Genomic DNA, 18,538 nt, shown 5'->3' on the forward strand with positions numbered 1-18,538 from the left:
CCCGGCACAGTGCGGACCCGACCAAGGGGGCTGGCCATCGCGCCAGCCCTTTTCTCCATGCGCCCGCTCATGCGCCCCCCTCCGCCGCCGCACGCGCCTTCAACTCCTTGCGGATGACCTTGCCGGTCACGGTCATCGGAAGCGCATCGAGAAAAGCGATTTCCCTTGGATAGGAATAGCTTGCCAGCCGTTCCTTGACATGATCCTGCAACTCCCTGGCCAGTGCCCCGGAGGCTGTGACGCCCGCACGCAACACCACATAGGCCTTGACGATCTCGGTGCGCAGGGGGTCGGGCTTGCCCACCACGCCCACCGTTGCCACCGCCTCGTGGGTCAACAGGCAATCCTCGATCTCGGCGGGGCCGATGCGGTAGCCGGCGGAGGTGATCACGTCATCCTCGCGCCCGACGAAACGGATATAGCCGCCCTCGATCACCCCCCGGTCGCCCGTCACCAGCCAGTCGCCGCGAAACTTCTCTGCCGTCTCGCGCGGTTTTCCCCAATATTCCAGCATCATGGAGGCCGAACCTCGCCTCACGGCGATATCGCCCTCGCCGGTGATCTCGCGCCCCGCCACGTCGATCACCGCAACCTCATGCCCCGGCACCGCCCGCCCGAGACAGCCCGGCACCGGGCTGAAGAGGGTCGCGCAGGAGGTGGCCACCATGTTGCACTCGGTCTGACCGTAGAACTCGTTGATCGTGAGGCCGAACGCCGCGCGCCCCCAGTCGAGCATTTCCGCCCCCAGCGGCTCGCCGCCGCTTGCAACGCTGCGCAGGCCGTCGATCCGCGCGCCGTCCGCTTTCAGCATCCGGAGCGCGGTTGGCGGAAAAAACACATTTTTGACAGAACCTTCTCGGACGATCTTCAAGCAATCATCGACGCCGAATTTCGCCATGCGCGCGGCCACCACCGGCACGCCGATGGCTAGCCCCGGCATCAGCACATCAAAAAGCCCGCCGATCCAGGCCCAGTCGGCGGGCGTCCAGAGGCAATCGCCGGGTTGCCCCAGAAAATCATGGCTCAACTCCACCCCCGGCAGGTGCCCGGTCAGCACGCGGTGGCCGTGCAGCGCGCCCTTCGGGCTGCCGGTGGTGCCGCTTGTGTAGATCAGCACCGCAGGCTCGTCCGCGCCGGTCTCCACCGTCTCGAACCGCCCCTCGGGCAGCGCCCCGGCCTCGGGCACAAGCGCCGCAACCTCGGGCATTGCCGCCAGCAGGCCCGCGCCCTCGGCATCGGTCACGACCACGCGCGCGCCCGCATCCCCCACCCGGCTCAGCAACGCATCCTGCTTGAAGAGCTTGAACAAGGGGATTGAAATCGCACCTATTTTCCAGATCGCGATATGCGCCGCCGCGCACCACGCGCCCTGTGACCGCAGCACGCCCACCCGATCGCCCCGTGCCACGCCGCGCGCCACCAACGCGCGCGCCAGCGCGTCCGCCATGGCCCGCAAAGCGCCATAGCTCACCTCGCGCGCGCCATCGCCCGACAGATCGCGGATCGCCACGCGGTCGGGCTCTGCCCCGGCCCAGGCGTCACAGACCTGCGCCGCCATGTTGAGCCGCTCGGGGATCTCCCAGCGGAACCCGTCATGGAGCGCCTCATGAGGGGCGCGCCGCAGGATGGGCCGCATCTCTGTCACACCTCATCCTCCCGCCGGTCCGCGACCCGTCCGGCACGGTCCACGAAATAAGCCACGCGTCCGCTCTCGGAGCCGCAGATCACCACCAGCCACAGCCCCCCGCCTGTTGCGGGCCGCGCCGCGCAATCGGTCACCGCCCCGCCCGTTTCGACCACGTAGCGCGCCGCAACGCGCTCTATCACCTCTGTCTCGCTCGCGCCGATGCCCCGCAGCCCCAGGATCAGCCCAAGCACACCCGCCAGCCCGACAAGCCCCGCCACCGGCAGAAGGAAGGCCCGCGCCATTGCCTCAGTCCCCCAATCGGCTCGATTGCAGGTAAAGCATCTGCCGCGCCGTCTCGTGCAGGTGACAGCTGACCGAGGCAGGCCCCGCCCCGGTGCCGCCGCCCCATTGCGCCGCCTCGTAGCCGCATTTGGCATCGCGGAACCCGATCCAGGCCCGCTGCATGTCGCGCAGCGCCTCGGCCTGTCTGGGCGCGGCCGAGGCGACCTGAGCATCCTGCGCCGCCAGGTTTACGTAAAGCTGCTGATAGACCGCGTTGAGCCAGCCATCCCAATAGGCCCGCTCACGGTCCGCACAGGTCCCCATGCCCACGGTGGTATGGCCCCCCGGTGAGACCTCCATGCACCTCTCCGCAGCCTTGCCTGCGCAGGCTTCGCCGCCGCCCGCGCGGATGCACGCCTCGACCGGCGCGATGTCAAAGACCAGATCCTGCGCGCCAACCGGCAGCGGCACGAGCATCAGCGCGGCAATCAGCCCCCTCATGCCATCGCCGCCATCATCTCGCGGCCCACGAGCATCCGGCGGATTTCGCTGGTATCCGTTGCCGCCCATCGCCTGCACAGCCCGATGCGCCTGCCCAGCGCAACTCGCGGCCGCGCCTGTGCGGATACTGACCTCGACCGAAGAAATGCAAAAACAAGGCCTTGCGCGGTCTCTAAGTGAGCCATCTCAATAAATGAAAGTGCGGCTTTCATCCTGATACCCCCATAGCTGCGTAAAGACGCAAAAAACCATAGCCAACAGAAATTAGATAAAGGATCGCAAGAATATGCGGCAACACATATGTCCAAGTAATTAAATTACTAAAATGTTCTTTTGATTCAAAGTTAATTTCTTCATTGGGGATATCATCAATATATAGCTTCTTCAGAAACTCGCGTCGGTCTTCCCAATATTTTTCCCAAGCCTGCGCATGCAGACTCCAATTCCAATGAACTACATATGTAGCAAGAATACTTAAAAAAAGACCACACGCAAACGCAAATCCGGCTTTAGTTATTTCACCTATGTCAATATTCATGTTGGTATTCAAGCCTACTATGGCAGGAATCGCCAAAAGCCCACCCCCAGAAATAATGACCGAGTTTTTTACGACCATGACACCATATTCGTAGGCTTTGTTTTGCCTGTCAGATATACGCTTATCAAAGAAAATTTCATTTTCCTTCAGCTCTTTTCGATATTCTTTATAATCGCTCACCCCATCGCCCCCATCATCTCGCGGCCCACCAGCATCCGCCGGATCTCGGAGGTGCCCGCGCCGATCTCCATCAGCTTGGCATCGCGGAAGAGCCGCGCAACGGGGGCATCTGCAAGGAACCCCGCGCCGCCCATGGCCTGCACCGCCTGATGCGCCTGCACCATGGCCTGTTCGCTTGCGTAAAGACAGCAGGCGGCGGCATCCTGGCGCGTGACCTCACCCCGGTCGCAGGCCTTGGCCACCTCGTAGACATAGGCGCGCGCCGAGTTCATCGCGGTATACATATCGGCGATCTTGCCCTGCATGAGCTGGAAAGAGCCTATGGGCTGGCCGAACTGCTTGCGCTCCGAGAGGTAAGGCATGATCTCGTCCAGACAGGCCGCCATGATCCCCGTTCCGATCCCCGCCAGCACCACGCGTTCATAGTCCAGCCCGGACATCAGCACGAGCACGCCGCGCCCCTCCTCGCCCAGCACGTTCTCGAAGGGCACCTCGACATCCTCGAAGATCAGCTCGGCGGTGTTGGAGCCGCGCATCCCCAGCTTGTCGAAATGCGGCGAGGTGCTGAATCCGGCCATCGTCTTTTCGATCAGGAAGGCGGTGATCCCCCGGCTGCCCGCCTCCGGGTCGGTCTTGGCATAGACCACCAATGTGTCAGCATCCGGCCCGTTGGTGATCCAGTATTTGTTGCCGTTGAGGCGGTAGTGATCATTGCGCCGTTCGGCGCGCAGGCTCATCGAGACGACATCGCTGCCCGCCCCCGCCTCGGACATGGCCAGCGCGCCGACATGCGCGCCCGAGACCAGCCCCGGCAGGTATTTCGCCTTTTGCCCGGACGAGCCGTTGAGCTTGATCTGGTTGACGCAGAGGTTGGAATGCGCGCCATAGCTGAGCGAGACGCTGGCCGAGGCGCGCGCCACCTCCTCTACCGCGACCACATGCGCAAGATAGCCCATGCCCGCCCCGCCATATTCCTCGGGCACGGTGATCCCCAGAAGGCCAAGCGCGCCCATCTCGGGCCACAGCTCATTGGGAAAGGCATTGCTGCGGTCCACCTCTGCGGCCATCGGCTTGACGCGCTCCTGCGCCCAACGATGCACCATGTCGCGCAAGGCATTCACATCCTCGCCCAGATCGAATGTCATCACCGCGTTGAACATCGCGCCTTTCCTCCCCGGCCCGGTTTATTGAACATGTGTTCATTTATAGGCACGAGTGATGAGTCGCGTCAATCCCGCGCGCGGCGTGGACCGCACGGCCCGACACGCGGGGTCTGATGGCGCGCCCGAGGGAGGCGGACATGACATCGCCTCCGTGGAGGCCATCCGTGCCCAACGGGAATGGCCGGTCTGGCACCTCTCTCCAAAAGCGCGTCGATGCGCACGGCCGAAAGGCCGCGGCGACCAAAGCCCCCGGCGGCCATCAGCCTTGCGTCATGCACGAACCCGTCGAGCGCCGCGCCCCCCGTCCTGATGCTGATTGTCCTCGCTTCAGCCTGCGGGCTGGCGCAGCCCGAGAAGGCGGCGCGCCTCCTGCCAGCTTGCCACGGGGCGATGGTGCTGTTCGCAGATTTGGGCGGCGCGGCGGACAAGGGCCGCGTTCGAGGGGGCAAGCCGGTCGCGGTCAAGGCGCACGTTGTCCTCAAGCCCGGTGCGGGCATGGCCGCCTGCGGCGATGGCCCATTCGTTCAGCGTTTGCTGATGCGCCCCGATACCTGCCGCGCACCACGGCGCATCCGCCCCAAACAGCCGCTTGACCGTGTGGATGTAATAGTCGAACACGTCGCGGTCGACCGGCATCGCGTTCTTCACCCCCATCACGAATTGCACATAAGGCGTGCCTGCCAACTGCCCCTTGTCGGCCATGTCCCTGGCTTTCAGGATATGGCTCAGGTCGAACGCTTCGATCTCGGGTTTGACATCATGGGTCAGCATTTCAGCGGCCAGCCAATCCACCAGATCGGGCGGGTTTTCATAGACGCGGGTCGGGAAGTTGTTGGACCCCACCGAAAGCGACGCCATGTCGGGCCGCAGGGACAGCATCCCGCCGCGCGTTTTGCCCGCGCCCGAACGGCCGCCGGTCGAGAACTGAATGATCATGCCGGGGCAGTGTTTCTCGATCCCCTCTTTCAGCGCTGCGAATTTCTCGGGGTCCGAGGACGGGGTTTCATCGGCGTTGCGCACATGGGCATGAACGATGGTCGCGCCTGCCTCGAACGCCTCGTGGGTGGAGTCAACCTGTTCCGGCACGCTGATCGGCACGGCGGGGTTGTTGGCCTTGGTGGGCAGGCTGCCGGTGATGGCGACGCAGATGATGCAGGGGGTGGTCATCACGCGGCCTCCGTCCGGGCGGCGGGCATCCGCGCCAAGGCGTCGACGAAGAAGGGGCGGAACCCCTCGGGATGTTCGCTCATCGGGAAATGGCCCAGCTCGTCCATCACTGCCAGCGTGGCGCCGGGAATGGCCTTGGCGGTGCGCGCGGCATCCTCGGGCGTGCAGGTCAGATCATAGGCACCGACGATGATGTGAACCGGGGTGCGGTCGGTGTCGATCCCGGCCAGGCGGGCGATCAGGCTGTCGTCGCGGGTGTAAAAGCTCAGATCGCCGCGAAACACGCCCGGACCGCTTTGCATGAACATCCAGAGCGTATTCCACCGCTCCGTATTCGGCGCAAAGGGCGAGATATTGGCCGACACAAGCGCCGCGCCCATCTCGCCGCCATGGGCATCGGGACGGTGAAACCAGTCGATATCATACCAGGCGGGCTGAAAATCCGACGCCTCGATGGCGATGAAGCCGCTGAAATGATCCGGGTGCAGGGCCGCGAGTTGCAGCGCGATGCGCCCGCCCATGGAACAGCCCGCCAGCACCGGGCGATCCAGCCCGAGCGCGTTGATGACAGCCAGAACCGTCTCGATATAGGCCTCGGTCGTCAGCATGTATTCTTCGGTCTCGAACCCTTCGGGCGGCAGGGATTTGCCGTGCCAGGGCATATCAAACGCGATCAGGCGGTTGGTTGCGGTGATATCGCCATCGTTCATCAGGTGTCGCCATTGGCGGGTGTCGGCACCTGCGGTGTGCAGGCACAAAACCGGGCGGCCTTGCCCCGCCTCCTCGAAATAGATGCGGCGCGGTGCGCCTTGGATGGTGACGGTCACATAGCGACCGGTGATCGGTTCAATGCTCATGCCGTTACCTCCTCTTTCGCGCGGGCAAGGCCCAGAACCTCTTTGAAAAAGCGCAGGTTCTTGACCAGCGCCAGAATGTCGCCGTCGATCCGGCCACGGCCGATCTTCACAAGGCCGAAAATGTCGTGAAAGCCCGGTTCGGGCCGCTCCTGCCAGAATTTTTCCAGCGCCTCGGCATCGGTGCGCAGGGCAAAGCGCCACGGCGTCTTGCGGCTTGGCCCTTCGTTCAGGGCCACGATGCGGCCCTTCTCGAAGGTCAGGTAATATTCGCGGCTGTCCACCTCGATCAGAACCGTCTCGGAGAACAGGCGACCAAGGCGCAAAAGATGCGGCGTTTGCTCAAGCGTGGTCTGGATATGCGTGAAGGTGTCGATCACCGTGGCCTCCCTTTTGATGGTGCCCTTTGCTGACACGGATCAGCGCACCAAGGCCATGCCAAGGGGGGTATGGGGCGATACTTTGGCATTGCCCCGCTATGGCGCGGCGGCCAATCGCGGTATGACCCGATACCGCCAGAGGCATTGGGGTGCGGGCTGGTTTCGGCGAAGGTGGTCGGCGACGGAGGTGCCAGCGCACACCGGCATCAACAGTTCAGACCGCCAGGAGGAGGAAACACCCATGGGCATCGTTAACCAGGACAACATCACCGAGGTCGTGATCGAAAGCCTTGGCAAGAATGGCGAGATCACCGATCGCCAGCGCGAAATCATGACATCGCTGATCAGGCACATGCACGGCTTCATCAAGGACGTGAAGCTGCAACACAGCGAGTTTCTGGAGGCCTGCGCCTATCTTGTCCGCGCGGGCAAGCTGAGCAATGACAACCGTCAGGAATTCATCCTGCTGGCCGATATCATCGGGGTTGAGGTTCTGGTCGACATGATGACCAACCCGGTCGAGGGCAATGCCAGCGAATCCACCGTGCTTGGCCCGTTCTACCGCGAGAACCCGCCGGTTCTGCCCAAGGGCGGCTCGACCATCCAGAAGCATTACGAGAACGAGGAAACCGCCTATTACGAGGGCTATGTGCGTGATGAGGCCGGCAACGGCATTGCCGGTGTGACCATGGATGTCTGGGAAGACGCGCCCAACGGCGTCTACGAAAACCTTGACCCCGATCAGCCGGAATACAACCTGCGTGGCCGGTTCGAGACCGACGAGAATGGCCACTATGCCTTTGTCGCCGTGCGCCCCGTGCCCTATCCGATCCCCGAGGATGAAACCGCGGGCGAATTGCTGCGCTACATGGGCCATCACCCGAACCGCCCCGGCCATATGCATTTCATCATCTCGAAAGACGGCTACCGCCCGCTGATCAGCCAGATCTACGACGCCGAGAGCGCCTGGCTGGAAGATGACAGCGTGTTCGCGGTCAAGCAAAGCCTGATCGGCCACTTCGAGCCCGCCCCGAAAGAGCTTGGCACCGATCTGCATTTCGAGTTCGATTTCGTGCTCAAGACCGCCGCCGCCGCGCAGGCCGTTGCCGCCGAATAACCCCTGATACCTCCCTGCAAACTGGCCCCCTTGCACAGGGGGCCTTTTTTCGCGGCGCTGGCTCGCCCGGTAATCTCTCCATTTTTAACGGGGTGCCTCCGTAGAATTCACGCGGCCATATTCAGTGTCGTTGCGGGTGTGATGCCGCCGAGGGCCTTGGGTCTTGTCGCAGCCCTACCTTGACCGCGCGATCTCCAGCCGCTCGACTGCGTTGGCGCGCAGCGTTTCGATCTGTGCCAGCAGGCCGTTCGGATCAACCAGGGGGTTGGGTTCCCCGGTCTGACGGCTGGCCAGCGCCTGACGGTTCTCATCCAGATTGTTCGAGAATCCATGTGTGGTCAGGTGGACCGTCACCGCCATGTCCCGGCTCTCCGCAAGCGCGCGCACGCGGTCGAGACTCTCGATAAAGGCCTCTACCTGCGGCGGACCTTCGATAGCATTCAAACCGAGGCCACCAATCGTGATGGCACGATAGGTCTCGGCCCCCTCAGTCACGTTGTAAAGAAAAGAGGCCGTGCCCCACGTATGGCCCGGCGTCTCGATCACGGTAAAGCTGTTGTCTCCAAGCGAAATCACATCGCCATCGGCCACAACCATCTCGGGCGCAATCATGTCCCATGCGCGCGGCCCGCCTTGCGATGCTCTGGAGGATGCGACCGCCTCTTCCCAGCCCGCCTGCGTCATGGCGAATGTCGCGTTGGGCAAGAGCGGCCTCAAGGCGTGCGCGCCGCCAACATGATCGAAATGGCCGTGCGTCATGAGAACAAACCTGATATCCGCCAAATCCGTCCCGGTCTGCGCGATATTGTCGAGGAGAGTCTGCTGGAACGGGCCATAAAGCGTATCAATCAGCACGCTTCCCGCCTCGGTATGCACAAGCCAAGCCGACACCCAACACACCCCAACGTAATCGACATTGTCGAATGCCCGCCACGGAGCAACATGTTGCGCGTCGGGCGCATTCAACCATTGGCCCAGATCGCGCGGCATCGTGCCCGTTCGTCCGAAATCCACAAACCTCTCCAGAATGGGGGCAGAGGGACAACCATCGAACAGGCTTTGCGCCGATGCCGCCCCGCCCGGATTGGCCGCGAGCAGCACGCCCGCAACCATGCAGCCACGATACATGCGAAAATCCATGACGTATTCCTTCCTCTCGTCACCTGTTCGATACACCAAGCCGCGCGCGTTTTCGCTTGGGTCGGGTCAGACCACCATCCGACGGGTCCTTTCTGTCCAGCGTCCGGCCATCCGTTTCGGAATGCGCCTGAAAAGCCTTCGTTTGCACGTGTGAACTCTGGAATTCCGGCGCAGCCGAACACGGCTCAGAAAACCCATGATCTGGCCCCCTTTCACAGGGGGCCTTTTTTCGTTTCACGGGATCGCCTAACGTGTCGCGAGGGGGGCCGATCCATGAATTTCAAGCAATTGGGCTATTTCATCGCCGTCGCCGAAGAGCTGCATTTCGGGCGCGCGGCGGATCGGCTGGACATGGCGCAGCCCCCGCTCAGCCGCCAGATCAAGCAGATCGAGGAAGAGCTGGGCGCGATCCTGTTCAACCGGGGCCGAAGTGCCATCACCCTGACGCAGGCCGGTCAACGTCTGCTGGAGCGTGGCAAGTCGATCCTGGCGCAGCTTGAGGATACCCGGCTAGAGGTGCGCCGCCTGGGTCAGGGGGCCGAGGGGCGGTTGCGCATCGGCTTTGTCGGCTCGGCGACCTATGGCATCCTGCCGATGATCATCCGGTCGTATCGCGCGCATTATCCCGAGGTCAACCTGAGCCTCAACCCCATGAACAACGCCGAATTGCACCGCGCCCTTGTGGCGCGCGAGCTTGACGTGGTCTTTGCCCGCCCCACGCTGAAAGACCCTGAATTCCTGTCAAAACACCTGATCGCGGAAAAGCTCATTCTGGCCCTTCCCGATATTGTGGATACCGGCGGGCGCACCGTGGCCAAGCTGGAACGGCTGATGACGCATAACCTGATCCTTTATCCCGAACGGCCCCGCCCCAGCTATGCCGACATGGTCCTGCAGGCGGTCGAGGGCGCGGGGTTCGAGGCGCCCCTGCGCATCTGGTGCATGGACCTGCAAACCGCGCTTAGTCTGGTCGCCGTGGGCGAAGGCGTGTGCATCGTGCCTGAATCTGTGGCAAGCGCGCCGCGCAAGGGCATGAAATTCCTCAAGATCGAGCCGGAAATCGCGCGCACGGAGTTATCGGTGAATTACCGGCTGGACGAACAGGGCGTGCATGTGAAGAACTTCGTCAGCATCGCGCAAAAGGTGGCGCGCAAGGTTCTGTGATCGGGCGCTCAGACGCCCAACCACATATGTTGCGCATCCTCGTCGGCCTTGATGTCCGCCGCGCTGCCGGTCCAGACGATCTGACCCTTGCCGACCACCACCACATCATCAGCAAGCGAGGTGGCAAAGCCGAAATTCTGCTCGACGATGATCATCGACAGCCCCGCCGCCTTCAACTCCTGCAACTTGTCGTGGATCAGCTTGACGATGATCGGCGCCAGCCCCTCGGTCGGCTCATCAAGAATCAGAAGGCGCGGGTTCATCAGCAGGGCGCGCGCGATGGCCAGCATCTGCTGCTCGCCGCCCGACAATTGCATCCCGCCATTCTCCATCCGCTCGCCCAGACGCGGGAAGAGGTCCAGCACCCGCTCCATCGTCCAGTCGGCCCCTGCCCCGCCAAAGCGTTTCGCCGCGATTTCGAGGTTCTCGCGCACCGTCAGCGACGGAAAGATATCGCGCGTCTCGGGCACATAGGCGATGCCGCTTTTGGCAATGTCGAAGGGCTGGCGCGCAATCGGCTTGCCGTCAAACAGGATGTCGCCGGATGTCAGCGGCAACAGCCCCATGATGGTCTTGAGCGTGGTGGACTTGCCCGCGCCATTGCGTCCCAGAATGGCCAGAACCCGGCCCGTCTGCGCCGTGAGCGTCAGGCCATAAAGCACCTGCGTTTCGCCATAGCCCGACTGAATTGCGTTGAGTTCAAGCATCTTCCCAGCTCCCCAGATAAATGTCCTTGAGCAGTTTCGATCCGCGTGCTTCCTCCGGCAGGCCGTCGAATACCACTTCGCCATAGTTCAGCACTGTGATCGTGTCGGCCACGTCAAAGGCCAGATCCATGTCATGCTCGATGATCAGCATGGTCAGATCGCGCGGCAGGTTGTTCAGCAACTCGTGAAAGCCTTTCGACATTTCCGGCCCGACGCCGCTCGTTGGCTCGTCCATCAGCAGGACAAGCGGACGGGTCGCAAGGGCCACGCCAACCTCCAACTGGCGGCGCACGCCATAGCTGATCTCGGACACACGCGCGTGGAGATAGGGCATCAGGTTGACCTGTTCGGCGACCTCGGCGACGATCTCGCGCACCTCGGGCTTGGCCAGGCTGTCGGACCACAGCCGCGTGGCGTGGCCGGTATGGACGGCGGCGGCCAGCCCGAGGTTTTCCTCGACCGTCAGCCCATCAAAAAGCGTGTTCTTCTGATAGCTGCGCGACAAGCCCCGGCGGGCACGTTGGGCGACCGGCAGCGCGGTCACATCCTCGCCCGCCAGATGAACCGAGCCGCTGTTGGGCGTCAACTCTCCCACCAACAGGTTGAAAAGCGTCGTCTTTCCGGCCCCGTTCGGCCCGAGGATCACGCGCCGCTCGCCGCGCTCCAGCTTTAGCGAGACATTGCGGGTGACGTGGACGGCACCAAAGCTCTTGTCCAGATTGCGTGTCTCAAGCATCGCTTGCCACCTCCTCGGGCTGATGTTTGCGGGCAGCATCCGCGATGCGGCGTTCCATGCGGGCACCCCACCGCGCCTCGATCCAGCCGAAGATGCCATTGGCGCGGCTCATCACCACGGCGATCAGAAGAACGCCGACAACCAGATGCCAATAGGTCGTGATCGCGCTCAGCTCATGTTTGAGCAGCACAAAGGCCGCCGCCCCGATCAACGGCCCAACCAGCGTGCCCAGACCGCCAAGGATCACGACCACAAGCGCCTCGCCCGACACGGTCCAGCTCAGCAGACCGGGCGAGATATACATGACATGCTGCGCCGCCAGCGCCCCCGCCACACCGGCGATCATGCCCGACAGGCCAAAGACATCGGCCTTGACGCGCCAGACCGTCAGGCCAAGCGCGCGCATCCGCTGTTCATTGTGCATGACGCCCGACAGCGACCGCCCCAGCCCCGAGCGCAGGATCAGCACCGCCGCGCCATAGGCCGCGCCCAGCACGGCAAGGCAAAAGAGCGCAAAACTGCGGCTGTCGTTCAGATCAACGCCGATCAGGCCAAGATCCAGCCGCGCAATCCCGCCCAGCCCGTCATCGCCGCCAAAGATCGGTGCCTCAAACACATAGGAATAGCCCATCTGCCCAAAGGCGAGCGTCGCCATGATGAAATAGATGCCGTGGCTGCGCGAACAGATCGCGCCGATCCCCCAGGCAATCGCCCCGGTCAGCGCGATGGCCCCGGCCATGGCCACGGGCGGCGCGATCCCGGCCTTGGTGGACAAAAGCGCATAGGCATAGGCCCCCACCCCCATCAGCGCGCCATGACACAGCGACACCATGCCACCAAAGCCCGCGACGATATCCAGCGCCAGCACCAGAATGGCAAGGATCAGGATCTCGGTCAGGATTTCGAGGCCGAAATACTCGGCCGTCAGCGCCTGAAACAGGGCGCCCGCGGCCAGCAGGACAAGCGCGGTATAGCGCAGTGCGTTATGACGAAACATCGGCTTATCCTTTCGCCGGAAAGAGGCCCACGGGCCGGATCACAAGGACCGCCGCCAAGAGCGCGTAGATGAGGACAGAGGCCAGTTGCGGTGCCAGCACCGCGCCAAAGGTCTGCACGACCCCATAGATGAGCGAGCCTGCAATGGCCCCCTTGAGCGAGCCCAGACCCCCGATCACGATCACGATCAAGGTGGGGATCAGGATTTGCAGCCCCATATCTGGCGTCACGCTCAGAAGCGGCGCGGCAACAGCCCCGGCCAGCCCCGCCAGCGCGCACCCGACGCAAAAGACGATGAAGAACAACCGTTCCACATTGATGCCGAGACAGGCCGCCATCGCGTCATTGTCAACGCCTGCGCGGATCATCGCGCCGATCTGCGTGCGCCCAAGGACAAAGGCCAGCGCGCCAAGGATCAAAGCCCCAAGCGCGATCACGAACAGGCGATAGGTGGGATATTCGACCCCGAGAAAGGCCAGCCGTCCCTCAAGCAGCGCGGGCACCTCGATGGCCAGCGCCAGATCGCCCCAAAAGATGCGCGTGAGGTCAAGCATCGCAAAGATCAGCCCGAAAGTGACCAGAACCTGCGCCATTGGCCCCGATTTGCGCATCCGCTTGATCAGCCCGGTATAAAGCAACATGCCAACCCCGGCGACCGCGACAGGGGCCAGAAAGAACCCCATCCAATAGCCGCCAACCGCCGCCAGAGAGGCCGCGAAATAAGCCCCAAGCGCATAAAGCGAGCCATGCGCCAGGTTCACGAAATGCATCAGCCCGAAGATGACCGTCAGACCGATTGACAGCAAAAACAGCAGCATCGAAAGTTGCAGCGCATTGAGCGCCTGCAATGTCCAGAACCCGATATCGTGTGACATGTCAAAGCCTCCTCCCAAAAGAGGCCCGGCCAGGAATATGGCCGGGCCTTGTGTGTCAGTTGCTGACCGGCGCGGCCATCTCGCAGCCATTGACCGGATCGGCCTCGGCGGGCAGTTGCGCCAGCACCTTCTGCGTCATGCCATCCGCGCCTGCGACGGTCTCGTAGACATAGATCGGCTGGATGATGTTGTTGGTCGCAGGATCAATCGAAAGCGCGCCGCGCGGCCCCTCGAAGCTGACCAAGCGCAGCGCATTGGCCAAGCTTTCGCGGTCGGTGGCACCCGCCTTGACCGCCTCGATCAGCGCGCGGCCCGCATCATAGCCATGCACCGCGAATTCCGACGGCACGCGGCCCGTCTTGGCGGTGAACGCCGCGACGAATTGCGCGTTGGCGGGGCTGTCGATGGTGGGCACATAATGCAGCGCGGTGATCACGCCCTCGGCGGCAGGCCCCTCTGCATTGACGTAAAGCGGCGAGGTCAGGAAACCCGAGCCATAGAGCGGCAGATCGGCCTTGAGGCCAAAGCTGTCATATTGCTTGACGAAGGAAATCGCCTCGCCACCCGCGTAAAAGACGAACACCGCCTCGGCACCGCTCGATTTGGCCTGCGCAAGGTAAGGGCCGAAATCCTGCGTTTTCTGGAAGGGGGTGAACTCCTGCCCGACAATCTCGCCGCCCGCGGCGGTGAAGGTCTGCGCGAAGCCGTCGATCATCTGCCGACCGGCGGCATAATCGGGGGCAAGGGTATAGACCTTGCGGATGCCCTGATCATACATCCATTGCCCCATCGGGCGGTTGACCTGCCCGTTGGAAAAGGACATGCGCGTGATATAGGGCGAACAGGCCGCGCCCGTCGCCTCGTCATTGCCCGCGTTGGCCACAATGAGCGGCACGCCCGCGCCATGCACCATATCGCGCACCGCGCCAAGAACGCCAGAGCTGACGATACCGGCCATCACGTCGACCTTGTCTTGCAGGATCAGCTTCTTGGCCTTGCCAAGGGCGACCGGGGGTTTCACCTCGGTATCCTCGCGGATGATCTCGAACGTGGCCGGGGTCTCGGACCCGAATTGCTCAAGCGCGGTTGTGAAACCGGCCTCGATATCGTTGCCAAGGGCGGCATAAACACCGGAAAAGGGCAAGAGCAGCCCCACCTTGATGTCCTGGGCTGTTGCAGGCACAGCAAGGCCAGTGGCAAGCCCGAGGGCCGCCAGAATTGCGCGTTTCATCGTGTAGTTCCTCCGGTTGGTGTTGCGGCCCCTCCTCAGGGCCTATCCAAGATCGCCCCCGCCCACCGGCACCGTGACGCCGGTGATGTAGGAGGCATCGTCCGACGCCAGAAACAGGATCGGCCCTGCCTGTTCGTCGAGCGTTCCGTAACGTTTCATCAGGCTTGACCGGATCGTCTGATCGACGATGGTCTGATACCAGTCTTCGCGTTGTTCCTCTGCCGCATTGGGGTTGCGCGGTGTGATGCGCGGCGGGGCCTCTGTGCCGCCCGGTGCGGTCGCGACGACGCGGATACCGCGTTCTCCCACTTCCCACGCGAGGCTTGCCGTGATCGCGTTCACGCCGCCCTTGGCCGCCGCATAGGGCACCCGGTTGAGGCCGCGCGTGGCGATGGACGAGACATTGACGATCACGCCCGACCCTTGCGGCAGCATGTGCTCGATGGCGGCGCGACAACAGTAAAGCGTCGGGAAGAGCGAGCGCCGCACCTCGGCGTCAATCTCTTGCGGCGCGTAATGTTCATAGGGTTTGGCCCAGATCGTGCCGCCCACGTTGTTGATCAGAATGTCAATGCGGCCCCAGATTTCGACGGCCTTGTTCATGGCGGCCGCGCAGCCCTCCCATGTTTCCAGATCAACATTGATCGCCTCGGCAATGCCGCCTGCGTTGCGGATGGCGGTGACAACATCGCCGCTGGCGGGCGAGCGGTCGACGATCAGCACGCGTGCGCCCTCGATTGCTGCGCGTTCGGCGACGCGGCGGCCAATGCCCTGCGCCGCGCCGGTCACGACCATCACCTTATCCTCGAAACGGCGGGTCATGCGGCGTCCGCCTCGGCTTCGGTGGGGTTGAATTTCTCGAAGTAGAAATTGACCGGCTCGACACCGAGTTTGCCGAAATGCGCGCGCACGGCATCAACCATCGGCGGCGGGCCGCAGAGATAGACATCGCACTCGCCCTCGCAGAGGTCTGCGGCGGTCACATGGTCGGTGACAAAGCCCTTGCGCTCATGCGCCTCGGTCTTGTCCGCCAGAACCGTGATCACGGTCACATTTCCAATGGCCTCGGCCAAGGCCATCACCCGGTCAAGCTCCACCAGATCGGCGGCGCGGGTCACGGCGTAATAGAGCGTGATGGGTTGATCCGCGCCGGTCTTGGCCACCTGTTCCAGCATCGACAGGAACGGCGCAAGCCCCGTCCCCCCCGCCAGCCAAAGCTGCGGGCGCGTGATCGGGCGCAGATAAAATGCCCCCATCGGGCCGGTCGCGGTCAGCGCGTCGCCGGGTTGGGCATGCTCGCCCAGATAGCTGCTCATCACCCCGCCGGGCAGGTTGCGGATCAAAAACGTCGCTTCTTGCGCGCCCGGCGCAGAGGAGAAGGAATAAGAGCGGTGCTTGCCCGCGCCGGGAACCGTCAGGTTGACATATTGACCGGGCAGAAAGCCCATCGGCTTGGCCAGCCTGACGCGCAGACCAAAAGAGGTCTCGGACAGCCGGTCAACGCCCTGCACCTCGGCCGCGACCGCCTCGGGCGCGGTCTTGCAGATGGCGGAAGAGGCCGGAACCCGCACGATGCAATCGCTTTCGGGGATCATCTGGCAGGCAAGGGCAAAGCCCTGCTCGGCCTCTTCGTCGCTCATCGATTCGTCCATGTAGAATTCCAGCTCGTATTTGCCCTTTTCGACAAAGCACTTGCAGGTTCCACAGACGCCATCGCGGCAATCCATCGGCAGGTTGATCTTTTGGCGAAAGGCGGCATCTGTCACCTTTTCGTCGTCGTCGCATTGGATGACGCGGGTCACGCCATCCTCGAAATTCAGGGCGATGTTATAGGTCGTCATGGCCATGCTCCTCCCTTCGCCGCGCAGCATGGCAAAGCTGCGCGGTGGTCTCAGGCTCCCGAAACGGGCGGGGTCAGATGTGGTAGACGTCGATCACGTGGTGGATGTGATCGTTTTTCAGAACCACCTTCTTGTCGGTGATCACCGGCCGCGCGCCGCTGGTGTCGAGCGTGTAGAACGACGTGCCCCAGTGCTGATCGGTGGTGTGATAGCGATAGCTGAGCGTTTGCCAGTTGAAGCGCAGCTTGATCGTGTTTCCCTCGCGGCTGAGGATCTCGATGCCGGACAGGTAATGGTTGGTGCGCGGCTCGGGCAGCGAGGTGGCGGACGAACGATCGGTCTTGATGCGGAACACGCGATCCTCGATCCCCTGCTTGTTGGGGTAATACATCAGCGACATTTCGTTTTGCGGGTCTTCGGTCAGCGTGTCGTAATCATCCCAGGCAGGCATCCAGAACGGGCAATCCTTGTGGTAAAAGCCCAGCCACGTATCCCAGTCGCGGTCATCGAGCGCGCGCGCCTCGGCAAAGAGGAAGGCCTGGATATCGTCGAAGCTCATCGTGGCATCGGTGCGGTCAAGTGTTGCGGTGCTCATTGTCTTTTCCTCCTCATTCGGCCGCGACGGACGCGCCGGGCGCGGTCTCGCGTTCCTTGGAAATCGCGGCGCTCATACGCTCGGACCAGTTGCTGTGCTGGATGACGAACAGCCCCTCATCCTCGGTGCGTGCCCCTGACAGGATCGGGCTGATGCCAAGGGCCTTGGCATCTTCATCCGGGCCTTTGATCCATTGGGTCGCGCCGCGGGTCAGGTCGTTCCACTTGGCGTGGGCGGCCCCGGCATAGCCGCGCTGCGTGGCGCGGAATTCCTCGGTATCGTCGGGGGTTGCCATGCCGGAGGCGTTGAAGAAATCCTCATACTGGCGGATGCGGCGGGCGCGGGCCTCGGGGGCTTCGCCCTTGGGCGCGATGCAATAGATCGTCACCTCGGTCTGATCGACGCTGATGGGGCGGAACACGCGGATCTGGCTGGAAAACTGATCCATCAGGAACACGTTGGGATAAAGGCAGAGGTTGCGCAGCACGCCCACCATCCAGTCGGCCTTGGTCGCGCCATATTTCTCGGTCCACTCATCCTTGCGCGGATAGTTGGGGCGGTTGGTCGGGTCGGCCCATTCCGTCCAGAGCAGGATATGACCGTTGTCATAGGCGTGAAAGCCGCCGCGCTGCTTGGCCCATTTGCTGGCGTCGGTGGCCTTGATCGCGTCTTCCTTGCCGTCATCGGTGCGGTGCGCGGTGGTGGCGACATAGTTCCAATGCACCGCCGACACATGATAGCCATCGGCGCCGTTTTCGGCCTGAAGCTTCCAGTTGCCGTCATAGGTATAGGTGGACGAGCCGCGCAGCACCTCAAGCCCCTCATCGGCCTGATCGACGATCATGTCGATCATCTTGCGCGCCTCGCCGAGATAGTCCTCGAGCGGTTTCACATCGGCGCTGAGCGAGCCGAACAGGAAGCCGCGATAATTCTCGAACCGCGCCACGCGGGTCAGGTCGTGGCTGCCATCCTTGTTGAACTGCTCGGGGTAGCCCGCGCCATTGGGGTCTTTCACCTTCAAGAGCTTGCCGGTGTTGGAAAAGGTCCAGCCGTGAAAGGGGCAGGTGAATGTTTTCTGGTTGCGCCGCTTGAAGCGGCACAGCTGCGCGCCGCGATGCGAGCAGGCATTGACAAGGGCGTGTAATGCCCCGTCCTTGTCGCGGGTGATGACAACCGGCGTGCGCCCCATGGTCAGGGTGAAATAATCGCCGGGGTTCGGGATCTGGCTTTCATGCGCCATGTAGATCCAGTTGCCCTCGAAGATGTGCTTGATCTCAAGCTCGAACAGATCTTCGTCGGTAAAGATGTCGCGGCGGCAGCGGAAAATACCGTTTTCCGGATCATCCTGAATGGCGCCGTCGATACGGGCCTCGAATTCATCAAGATTGGATTGTGTGAACATCGTCGGGTCTCCTCCTGATCGCCGCGCCGCGTCCTCGCGCGG

General features: G+C 62.9%; 21 protein-coding genes. 2 read left to right on the forward strand and 19 right to left on the reverse strand.

Features of this window, described 5'->3' with window-relative positions:
• Positions 1-67 precede the first annotated feature (67 nt).
• The 9 genes from ABIE57_RS01700 to ABIE57_RS01740 all read right to left on the reverse strand — a co-directional run bounded on the left by ABIE57_RS01700 (position 68) and on the right by ABIE57_RS01740 (position 6,692).
• Positions 68-1,636, reverse strand: coding sequence for an AMP-binding protein (locus ABIE57_RS01700; protein WP_354537377.1), 1,569 nt, complete (start codon positions 1,634-1,636; stop codon positions 68-70).
• A 5-nt stretch (positions 1,637-1,641) separates the two neighbouring features.
• Positions 1,642-1,929 (reverse strand): hypothetical protein, encoded by a 288-nt coding sequence (locus tag ABIE57_RS01705; RefSeq protein ID WP_354537247.1) that lies wholly within the window; start codon positions 1,927-1,929, stop codon positions 1,642-1,644.
• Between the two features lie 4 nt (positions 1,930-1,933).
• Complete coding sequence (locus ABIE57_RS01710) at positions 1,934-2,410, reverse strand: lysozyme inhibitor LprI family protein (RefSeq protein ID WP_354537248.1); 477 nt, start codon at positions 2,408-2,410, stop codon at positions 1,934-1,936.
• Positions 2,407-2,622, reverse strand: coding sequence for a hypothetical protein (locus ABIE57_RS01715; protein WP_354537249.1), 216 nt, complete (start codon positions 2,620-2,622; stop codon positions 2,407-2,409). The genes ABIE57_RS01710 and ABIE57_RS01715 overlap by 4 nt, the downstream gene beginning before the upstream one ends.
• The gene (locus ABIE57_RS01720; protein ID WP_354537250.1) at positions 2,619-3,128 is read right to left on the reverse strand and encodes a hypothetical protein; all 510 of its coding nucleotides are present in this window, start codon (positions 3,126-3,128) and stop codon (positions 2,619-2,621) included. The genes ABIE57_RS01715 and ABIE57_RS01720 overlap by 4 nt, the downstream gene beginning before the upstream one ends.
• Positions 3,125-4,288, reverse strand: coding sequence for an isovaleryl-CoA dehydrogenase (locus ABIE57_RS01725; RefSeq protein WP_354537251.1), 1,164 nt, complete (start codon positions 4,286-4,288; stop codon positions 3,125-3,127). Before ABIE57_RS01725 ends, ABIE57_RS01720 begins: the two co-directional genes overlap by 4 nt.
• Positions 4,289-4,618: 330 nt before the next feature.
• Positions 4,619-5,458 carry a 3-oxoadipate:acetyl-CoA acetyltransferase gene (locus tag ABIE57_RS01730; RefSeq protein ID WP_354537252.1) on the reverse strand — a complete coding sequence of 280 codons (840 nt, stop codon included), beginning with the start codon at positions 5,456-5,458 and terminating at the stop codon, positions 4,619-4,621.
• The gene (locus ABIE57_RS01735) at positions 5,458-6,315 is read right to left on the reverse strand and encodes an alpha/beta fold hydrolase (RefSeq protein WP_354537253.1); all 858 of its coding nucleotides are present in this window, start codon (positions 6,313-6,315) and stop codon (positions 5,458-5,460) included. The genes ABIE57_RS01730 and ABIE57_RS01735 overlap by 1 nt, the downstream gene beginning before the upstream one ends.
• The gene (locus ABIE57_RS01740; protein WP_354537254.1) at positions 6,312-6,692 is read right to left on the reverse strand and encodes a hypothetical protein; all 381 of its coding nucleotides are present in this window, start codon (positions 6,690-6,692) and stop codon (positions 6,312-6,314) included. The genes ABIE57_RS01735 and ABIE57_RS01740 overlap by 4 nt, the downstream gene beginning before the upstream one ends.
• A gap of 241 nt (positions 6,693-6,933) precedes the next feature.
• Between ABIE57_RS01740 and ABIE57_RS01745 the strand changes: the two genes are divergently transcribed.
• Complete coding sequence (locus ABIE57_RS01745) at positions 6,934-7,809, forward strand: dioxygenase family protein (protein WP_354537255.1); 876 nt, start codon at positions 6,934-6,936, stop codon at positions 7,807-7,809.
• Positions 7,810-7,983: 174 nt separating this feature from the next.
• Here the strand turns inward: ABIE57_RS01745 and ABIE57_RS01750 are convergent, their stop codons facing one another.
• Positions 7,984-8,949 (reverse strand): MBL fold metallo-hydrolase, encoded by a 966-nt coding sequence (locus ABIE57_RS01750; RefSeq protein WP_354537256.1) that lies wholly within the window; start codon positions 8,947-8,949, stop codon positions 7,984-7,986.
• Positions 8,950-9,222: 273 nt separating this feature from the next.
• Here ABIE57_RS01750 and ABIE57_RS01755 point away from each other — a divergent pair, with 273 nt between their 5' ends.
• Complete coding sequence (locus tag ABIE57_RS01755; protein ID WP_354537257.1) at positions 9,223-10,113, forward strand: LysR family transcriptional regulator; 891 nt, start codon at positions 9,223-9,225, stop codon at positions 10,111-10,113.
• Between the two features lie 8 nt (positions 10,114-10,121).
• Here ABIE57_RS01755 and ABIE57_RS01760 read toward each other — a convergent pair whose 3' ends face one another.
• From ABIE57_RS01760 to benA, 9 genes are all read right to left on the reverse strand, one after another.
• Positions 10,122-10,820 carry an ABC transporter ATP-binding protein gene (locus tag ABIE57_RS01760; RefSeq protein ID WP_354537258.1) on the reverse strand — a complete coding sequence of 233 codons (699 nt, stop codon included), beginning with the start codon at positions 10,818-10,820 and terminating at the stop codon, positions 10,122-10,124.
• Positions 10,813-11,556 (reverse strand): ABC transporter ATP-binding protein, encoded by a 744-nt coding sequence (locus tag ABIE57_RS01765; protein ID WP_354537259.1) that lies wholly within the window; start codon positions 11,554-11,556, stop codon positions 10,813-10,815. The genes ABIE57_RS01760 and ABIE57_RS01765 overlap by 8 nt, the downstream gene beginning before the upstream one ends.
• Positions 11,549-12,553: a branched-chain amino acid ABC transporter permease gene (locus tag ABIE57_RS01770; RefSeq protein WP_354537260.1), complete on the reverse strand. Its 1,005-nt coding sequence runs from the start codon at positions 12,551-12,553 to the stop codon at positions 11,549-11,551. The genes ABIE57_RS01765 and ABIE57_RS01770 overlap by 8 nt, the downstream gene beginning before the upstream one ends.
• 4 nt (positions 12,554-12,557) lie before the next feature.
• Positions 12,558-13,427 (reverse strand): branched-chain amino acid ABC transporter permease, encoded by an 870-nt coding sequence (locus ABIE57_RS01775; RefSeq protein WP_354537261.1) that lies wholly within the window; start codon positions 13,425-13,427, stop codon positions 12,558-12,560.
• A 55-nt stretch (positions 13,428-13,482) separates the two neighbouring features.
• The gene (locus tag ABIE57_RS01780) at positions 13,483-14,658 is read right to left on the reverse strand and encodes an ABC transporter substrate-binding protein (RefSeq protein WP_354537262.1); all 1,176 of its coding nucleotides are present in this window, start codon (positions 14,656-14,658) and stop codon (positions 13,483-13,485) included.
• A gap of 42 nt (positions 14,659-14,700) precedes the next feature.
• Positions 14,701-15,480: a benzoate diol dehydrogenase BenD gene (gene benD / locus ABIE57_RS01785; protein ID WP_354537263.1), complete on the reverse strand. Its 780-nt coding sequence runs from the start codon at positions 15,478-15,480 to the stop codon at positions 14,701-14,703.
• Positions 15,477-16,499 (reverse strand): benzoate 1,2-dioxygenase electron transfer component BenC, encoded by a 1,023-nt coding sequence (benC, locus tag ABIE57_RS01790; protein WP_354537264.1) that lies wholly within the window; start codon positions 16,497-16,499, stop codon positions 15,477-15,479. Before benC ends, benD begins: the two co-directional genes overlap by 4 nt.
• Positions 16,500-16,572: 73 nt before the next feature.
• Positions 16,573-17,094, reverse strand: coding sequence for a benzoate 1,2-dioxygenase small subunit (benB, locus tag ABIE57_RS01795; protein WP_354537265.1), 522 nt, complete (start codon positions 17,092-17,094; stop codon positions 16,573-16,575).
• 13 nt (positions 17,095-17,107) lie between these two features.
• Positions 17,108-18,496, reverse strand: coding sequence for a benzoate 1,2-dioxygenase large subunit (benA, locus tag ABIE57_RS01800; protein ID WP_354537266.1), 1,389 nt, complete (start codon positions 18,494-18,496; stop codon positions 17,108-17,110).
• Positions 18,497-18,538 lie beyond the last annotated feature (42 nt).

Source organism: Roseovarius sp. MBR-6 (assembly GCF_040547525.1).
GTDB lineage: Bacteria > Pseudomonadota > Alphaproteobacteria > Rhodobacterales > Rhodobacteraceae > Roseovarius.

Bases quoted from the DNA above. Each gene is read 5' to 3' on its own strand.
- ABIE57_RS01700 (WP_354537377.1), bottom strand. From the start codon at position 1,636: ATGCGGCCCATCCTGCGGCGCGCCCCTCATGAGGCGCTCCATGACGGG.
- ABIE57_RS01705 (WP_354537247.1), bottom strand. From the start codon at position 1,929: ATGGCGCGGGCCTTCCTTCTGCCGGTGGCGGGGCTTGTCGGGCTGGCG.
- ABIE57_RS01710 (WP_354537248.1), bottom strand. From the start codon at position 2,410: ATGAGGGGGCTGATTGCCGCGCTGATGCTCGTGCCGCTGCCGGTTGGC.
- ABIE57_RS01715 (WP_354537249.1), bottom strand. From the start codon at position 2,622: ATGAAAGCCGCACTTTCATTTATTGAGATGGCTCACTTAGAGACCGCG.
- ABIE57_RS01725 (WP_354537251.1), bottom strand. From the start codon at position 4,288: ATGTTCAACGCGGTGATGACATTCGATCTGGGCGAGGATGTGAATGCC.
- ABIE57_RS01730 (WP_354537252.1), bottom strand. From the start codon at position 5,458: ATGACCACCCCCTGCATCATCTGCGTCGCCATCACCGGCAGCCTGCCC.
- ABIE57_RS01735 (WP_354537253.1), bottom strand. From the start codon at position 6,315: ATGAGCATTGAACCGATCACCGGTCGCTATGTGACCGTCACCATCCAA.
- ABIE57_RS01745 (WP_354537255.1), top strand. From the start codon at position 6,934: ATGGGCATCGTTAACCAGGACAACATCACCGAGGTCGTGATCGAAAGC.
- ABIE57_RS01750 (WP_354537256.1), bottom strand. From the start codon at position 8,949: ATGGATTTTCGCATGTATCGTGGCTGCATGGTTGCGGGCGTGCTGCTC.
- ABIE57_RS01755 (WP_354537257.1), top strand. From the start codon at position 9,223: ATGAATTTCAAGCAATTGGGCTATTTCATCGCCGTCGCCGAAGAGCTG.
- ABIE57_RS01760 (WP_354537258.1), bottom strand. From the start codon at position 10,820: ATGCTTGAACTCAACGCAATTCAGTCGGGCTATGGCGAAACGCAGGTG.
- ABIE57_RS01765 (WP_354537259.1), bottom strand. From the start codon at position 11,556: ATGCTTGAGACACGCAATCTGGACAAGAGCTTTGGTGCCGTCCACGTC.
- ABIE57_RS01770 (WP_354537260.1), bottom strand. From the start codon at position 12,553: ATGTTTCGTCATAACGCACTGCGCTATACCGCGCTTGTCCTGCTGGCC.
- ABIE57_RS01775 (WP_354537261.1), bottom strand. From the start codon at position 13,427: ATGTCACACGATATCGGGTTCTGGACATTGCAGGCGCTCAATGCGCTG.
- ABIE57_RS01780 (WP_354537262.1), bottom strand. From the start codon at position 14,658: ATGAAACGCGCAATTCTGGCGGCCCTCGGGCTTGCCACTGGCCTTGCT.
- benD (WP_354537263.1), bottom strand. From the start codon at position 15,480: ATGACCCGCCGTTTCGAGGATAAGGTGATGGTCGTGACCGGCGCGGCG.
- benC (WP_354537264.1), bottom strand. From the start codon at position 16,499: ATGACGACCTATAACATCGCCCTGAATTTCGAGGATGGCGTGACCCGC.
- benB (WP_354537265.1), bottom strand. From the start codon at position 17,094: ATGAGCACCGCAACACTTGACCGCACCGATGCCACGATGAGCTTCGAC.
- benA (WP_354537266.1), bottom strand. From the start codon at position 18,496: ATGTTCACACAATCCAATCTTGATGAATTCGAGGCCCGTATCGACGGC.